Genomic DNA, 6,000 nt, shown 5'->3' with positions numbered 1-6,000 from the left:
TCTTTATCTTTTCAGCGGTTCCGGTTAGTGTCAAATTCGACGTTTTCCCGGTTCCTGCCGAAGAGCAACCCCTCTAACTTACCCACATCCCCGGCGATGTCAAATCGCCCGGTTCTCCGGGTGGATGTTGGAGGGGGTCTGCCGGGGGCGTCCCCGACTCCTCAAGATTAGCAGCCCCTGAGAGGCCGTCGGACCAGATTCAACGACGACACCCCCCGATTCATTCCCCGAGATCATTCCGGCGACGGACAGATCAACGAGCCCCGGAGATCCGGGAAGCGCGGTGCCTAGACTCGACCGGGTGAGTAGTGAGCAGCCACCTACGGCGAAGAAAGCCCCTGTTGAGCGTACGCATCACGGCGACACCGTGATCGACGAGTACGCCTGGCTCGCGAAGAAGGACGACCCCGACGTCGTCGCTTACCTGGAGGCGGAGAACGTCTTCACCCAGCAGGTCACCGGACGCCTCAAGCCCCTGGCCGACAACATCTTCCAGGAGATCAAGGGCCGGACCCTGGAGACCGACCTCTCGGTCCCGGCCCGGCTCGGGGCCTGGTGGTACTACTCCCGTACCGAGGAAGGAAAGCAGTACGGCATCCAGTGCCGCGTACCGGCCGAGGGAGAAGACCCCCCGACGGTCGAGCCCGGCGAGAAGCTCGAGAACGAGCAGGTCATCCTCGACGGGAACGAACTGGCCGGCGACAGTCCCCACTTCGCCCTCGGGGTGAGCCGGGTCAGCCCCGACGGCACGATGCTGGCGTACTCGACCGACTTCGCGGGGGACGAGCGGTTCACCCTGCGGTTCAAGGACCTCGGCACGGGTGAGCTGCTGGCCGACGAGATCACCGGCATCTTCTACGGCGGCGCCTGGTCGAAGGACGGCAGCACCTTCTTCTACACCACGGTCGACGACGCCTGGCGGCCCGACAAGGTCCACCGCCACACGCTCGGGCAGGCCGACGACGTCGAGGTCTACCACGAGCGGGACGAGCGGTTCTGGGTCGGCATCGGGTTGTCGCGCAGCGAGCGCTACCTGCTCCTCAACGCGCACAGCAAGATCACCAGTGAGGTCTGGTTCCTCGACGCGCTCAACCCGGCCGGCGAGTTCCAGGTGGTCAGGGCGCGGGAGACCGGCCTCGAATACCACCTCGACCACCAGGGCGAGCGCTTCCTGATCCTGCACAACGAGAACGCCGAGAACTTCGAGCTCGCGAGCGCCCCCGTCGCCGACTCGGCGGCGTGGACCCCGCTGATCCACCACCAGGACAACACGCGCCTGCTCGACGTCGACGCCTTCGAGTCGCATCTGGTCGTCCACTTCCGGCGCGACGGCCTGACCGGCATCCGGATCCTGCCGCAGGACGACGACCCCTACGAGATCGAGTGGCCCGAGCCGCTCTACGACGTGGCGCCGAGCGGGAACGCCGAATACGTCACCAACCGGCTCAGGCTCGGCTACACCTCGATGGTCACGCCGCCTTCGGTGTACGACTACGACCTCCGGTCCCGCGAACTGATCCTGCTGCGCCGGCGGCCGGTCCTCGGCGGCTACGACCCCGACGACTACGAGCAGTTCCGCGAGTGGGCCGTCGCCGACGACGGCACGAAGATCCCCATCTCGATCGTGGCCAGGAAGGGCACCCCGAAGAAGGCGCCCACCCTCCTCTACGGCTACGGCAGCTACGAGACCTCGATCGACCCCTACTTCTCGGTGGCCAGGCTCTCGCTGCTCGACCGCGGCCTGGTCTTCGCGGTCGCCCACGTCAGGGGCGGCGGGGAGATGGGCCGCCGGTGGTACGAGGAGGGCAAGTTCTTCCAGAAGAAGAACACCTTCACCGACTTCGTCGCCGTGGCCAGGCACCTGCGCGGCACCTGGTCGAGCGCCGTCGTGGCCCGGGGCGGCAGCGCCGGCGGCCTGCTGATGGGCGCGGTGGCCAACCTCGCGCCCGAGGAGTTCGCCGGGGTCGTCGCCGAGGTGCCGTTCGTCGACGCGCTCAACACCATCCTCGACCCGTCGCTGCCGCTGACGGTGATCGAGTGGGACGAGTGGGGCGACCCGTTGCACAACCCGGAGGTGTACGAGTACATGAAGTCGTACTCGCCCTACGAGAATGTGCGTGACGTGACGTATCCGCCCATACTCGCGATCACCTCGTTCAACGACACCCGGGTCTTCTACCACGAACCGGCCAAGTGGATCGCGCGGCTGCGCGACACCGCCAAGGGCGGGCCGTTCCTGCTGAAGACCGAGATGGGGGCCGGGCACGGGGGTCGCAGCGGGCGCTACGACGCGTGGCACGAGGAGGCGTTCACGCTGTCCTGGATTCTCGACCGACTGGGAGTGACCGAATGACGTATGTCGCCGCCGCCGACCGCTATGGGCCGATGCCGTACAACCGGACGGGGCGGAGCGGGCTGAAGTTGCCGGCGGTCTCGCTGGGGCTCTGGCACAACTTCGGCGACGACAAGCCGATCGAGTCGCAGCGGGCGATCCTGCGCCGCGCGTTCGATCGCGGGGTGACCCACTTCGACCTGGCCAACAACTACGGCCCGCCCTACGGCTCGGCGGAGAAGAACTTCGGGACGATCTTCGCCCAGGACTTCCGGCCGTACCGCGACGAGCTGATCCTGTCGACCAAGGCCGGTTACGACATGTGGCCGGGGCCCTATGGCGAGTGGGGGTCGCGCAAGTACGTGCTGGCCAGCCTCGACCAGTCGCTGAAGCGGATGGGCGTCGACTACGTCGACATCTTCTACAGCCACCGGTTCGACCCGGAGACCCCTCTTGAGGAGACGATGGGGGCGCTCGACACGGCGGTCAGGTCGGGCCGGGCGCTGTACGCGGGCATCTCGTCCTACTCGCCGGAGCGGACGGTGGAGGCGTACGAGATCCTGAAGGGCCTCGGCACGCCGCTGCTGATCCACCAGCCGTCCTACTCGATGCTCAACCGGTGGATCGAGGGCGGGCTGCTCGACACCCTGGGTGACCTGGGCGTGGGGTGCATCGCGTTCTCCCCGCTGGCGCAGGGCATGCTGACCGACCGCTACCTCGACGGCGTGCCGGAGGGGTCGCGGGCCTCGCAGGGCAAGTCGCTCAGCCCCGACCTGCTGACCGAGGAGACCCTGCGGCACATCCGCACCCTCAACGAGCTGGCCAAGAGCAGGGGCCAGACGCTGGCGCAGCTCGCCCTCGCGTGGGCGCAGCGCGACAAGCGGGTGACCTCGGTGCTGATCGGGGCGAGCAGCGTCAAGCAGCTCGACGACAGCCTCGACTCGGTCAAGAACCTGGCGTTCTCGGCCGAGGAGCTCGACGCGATCGACAAGGACGCGGTCGAGGCCGGCATCAACCTGTGGCAGCGCAGCAGCGACGCCTAGAGCTGGTCGTTGCGCTGGAGCCAGGTGAACGAGGCCCAGCCGGGGAGCACCGGCAGCCAGAAGGTCATCAGGCGGAACAGCAACACGGCCGAGGTGGCCATGGTCGGGTTGAGCCCGGCCACGGTCAGCCCGGCCGTGAGCGACAACTCGACCGCGCCGAGGCCGCCCGGCGTCGGCGCGGCCGAGCCGATGGCGTTCCCGGCGAGGAAGACGACGGCGACGGCGGTGATGCCCAGCTCACCGCCGAACGCCTTCACGCAGGCGGCCAGGCAGATGACAAAAGAGACCGTGACCATCATCGTCCCGGTCACGGCCTCAACGATCTTGGCCGGCGATTGCAGCACGTCGAGCAGCCGGGGCACGACCCCGCTGAACAACGACCGGACGCGGGTCGAGAGCATGCGCCGCAGCGGCGGCACGGCCAGGATGGCCACCATCACGACGGCGATGGCGAGCAGGGTGATCAGCAGGCCCCGTGACGGGGTGAGCGACGGCGCCGCCTGGGTGCCGGTGAGATAGCCGGCCAGCAGCAGCAACATGATGTGGGAGACCAGCCCGATGAGCTGCGAGGCGCCCACGCTGGCCACCGCCTGACCCGGCGGGATTCCCCGTTTCTGCAGGTAGCGGGTGTTGATCGCGACGCCGCCCACGGCTGCGGGGGCGACCAGCTTGACGAACGACGAGGCGAGCTGGACGAGGATCGTGCGGCCGTAGGGCAGTTGTTCGGGCACGAACCCGCGCAACATCGAGGCGGCGGCGATGTAGCTGGCCGCCGCGGCGAGCAGGGCGACGCCGCCCCAGCCCCAGTGGGCGCTGGTGATCACCGACACCAGGTTGACCTGGCTGAGCTGGGAGAGCAGGAAGTAGGCGGCCAGCGCGCTGGCGATGATCGTGACGAGGGTGCGCGGCCGGAACCGTTCGAGCCGGACCTCCTCGACGGTGGCCTGCGGCTTCAGCGCGACGATCTGCTCGCGCAGCGCGGGCAGCAGCGCCTTGTCCTTGCGGGCCGCCGACCGGGTCTCGCGGGCCAGCGCGATGCGCTGGAGCAGCGGCAGCGCCGACGCTATGGAGTCGGCGCCGAGCACGGCCGCGCCGGTCTTCACCGCCCGTTCGGGGCCGACGCGCAGGCCCAGGTAGGCCAGCAGTTGCGCGACGTCGAGGCGCATCAGCAGGTCGCCGGCGGCGATCTCACCCGACCGGGCGTCGACGAGCACGATCCGGCCGTCGGGCGACAGGTGGATCGACTCGCCGGTCAGGTGGCGGTGGGCCAGCCGCCGAGCGTGCAGCAGGCGGATCTGCTCCCAGGTCTGGACCAGCAGCTCGTCGCCGAGTTCCTCGTCGGCCAGGTCTTCGATGGGGCGGCTCTCGACGTGTTCGTAGGCCAGCAGCGCCGCCTCGGTGCCGACCTCGCTGGTGCCGAGCAGGCGGGGGGTGCTGGCCCCGGCGGCCTCGGCGGCGTAGGCCATGAGGGCCTCGCGTTCGAGTTCGGCCCGCAACGAGCGGATGGCCCGGCGGCGGGTCTCGCTGTTCAGCCGCAGGCGCCGCCAGAGGCGGTAGACGACCCCGGCGACCTGGCGGTCGCGGTCGAGGACGGTCACCGACAACCGGGTGGTGTCGGCCAGGCCGATGATGTAGCGGCGGCTGCCGGAGCTGTCGTCGTCGATCCGGCGGGCGCTGACGATCGAGAAGCCGAGCCGCCGCAGCGCGGCCACGACGGCGCTGCCCGGCGGCCGGGTGTTGGCGCTGCCGACGCCGTAGAGCGTGGCGAAGCCGACGGCGAGGCCCACCAGGTAGGTGACGATCGCGCCCAGCGCGGTGATCTTGGTGGCGGTGAAGAGCGCGAAGAAGTCGAGGGTGAGCGCGAACCAGAGCAGCGCCCGCCAGCGGGGCCGGCGCGACATGCGCACGGCCGTGGCGTAGGCGATGGCCGGGGTGAGCACCGTGTTGAGGGGCTCGACGTCGCGGTTCCCGGTGAGGAGCTGGCGCAGCTCGACCGGGCCGGAGCTGACCATCCACTCACCGATCGTGTACGACAGCAGCAGCGCCAGGATCGCGGCGATCAGCCCCTGGGCCACCCGCATGCCGTCGCGGTGGAACACCCGCTCGACCGCGAACGCCACGGGCACGGCCAGCACGGCGACGCCGCCCAGCAGTCCGGCGACCGACGAGAGCCATTCGGGAGCACGGCCGGTGCCCGCCTGGACGTCGGTCTCCAGCCCGTTCAGAGTGCTTCGGGCGACCAGGGCGAGCAGGACCACGGCGGTGATCGCCAGCAGCGTCATCAGCAGCCGGAGCAGGTCGGACGGACGCCGGATGCGCTGCGGCAGCAAGGGCTCCACGACGAGGACGACCCCGGAGTCCGGGGACGTCAGAGAGTCGTCCTTTTCCTTGATGCCCCTCACCACCGTGATTGTCTGCGATCTTTGTTGCCAGTGTCCACAATCGAAAGTCACGGCACAGCGACCTGACCCCCGGAGTCCCCCTCCTGGTCGAGTCTATGGATCGCGGCCCGTTTCGCGCCGACGCGCCGTAACCCTCGAACGTGGCCTGAAACCTCGTGTGGCTGCCAGTCTGGTGCCGCCTTCCCCCGGCCCGTTCAACAAGGGGGAACTGTGCGCATTGTGG

General features: G+C 69.2%; 3 protein-coding genes. 2 read left to right on the top strand and 1 reads right to left on the bottom strand.

What is annotated here, in order from left to right; translation table 11 throughout:
- The first annotated feature begins 301 nt into the window (after window positions 1-301).
- Window positions 302-2,353, top strand: a complete 2,052-nt coding sequence (locus AW273_RS31715; RefSeq protein ID WP_062356378.1) for a S9 family peptidase — start codon at window positions 302-304, stop codon at window positions 2,351-2,353.
- Window positions 2,350-3,375 carry an L-glyceraldehyde 3-phosphate reductase gene (gene mgrA, locus AW273_RS31710; protein ID WP_062356376.1) on the top strand — a complete coding sequence of 342 codons (1,026 nt, stop codon included), beginning with the start codon at window positions 2,350-2,352 and terminating at the stop codon, window positions 3,373-3,375. Before AW273_RS31715 ends, mgrA begins: the two co-directional genes overlap by 4 nt.
- Here the strand turns inward: mgrA and AW273_RS31705 are convergent.
- Window positions 3,372-5,777 carry a lysylphosphatidylglycerol synthase transmembrane domain-containing protein gene (locus AW273_RS31705; RefSeq protein WP_232327693.1) on the bottom strand — a complete coding sequence of 802 codons (2,406 nt, stop codon included), beginning with the start codon at window positions 5,775-5,777 and terminating at the stop codon, window positions 3,372-3,374. The two genes, mgrA and AW273_RS31705, sit on opposite strands and share 4 nt — an antisense overlap.
- Window positions 5,778-6,000: the final 223 nt, after the last annotated feature.

Source organism: Herbidospora yilanensis, assembly GCF_001570565.1.
GTDB classification, from domain to species: domain Bacteria; phylum Actinomycetota; class Actinomycetes; order Streptosporangiales; family Streptosporangiaceae; genus Herbidospora; species Herbidospora yilanensis.
The sequence above is the reverse complement of the archived record's forward strand: the minus strand, read 5'-3'. Positions and strand labels throughout refer to the sequence as shown.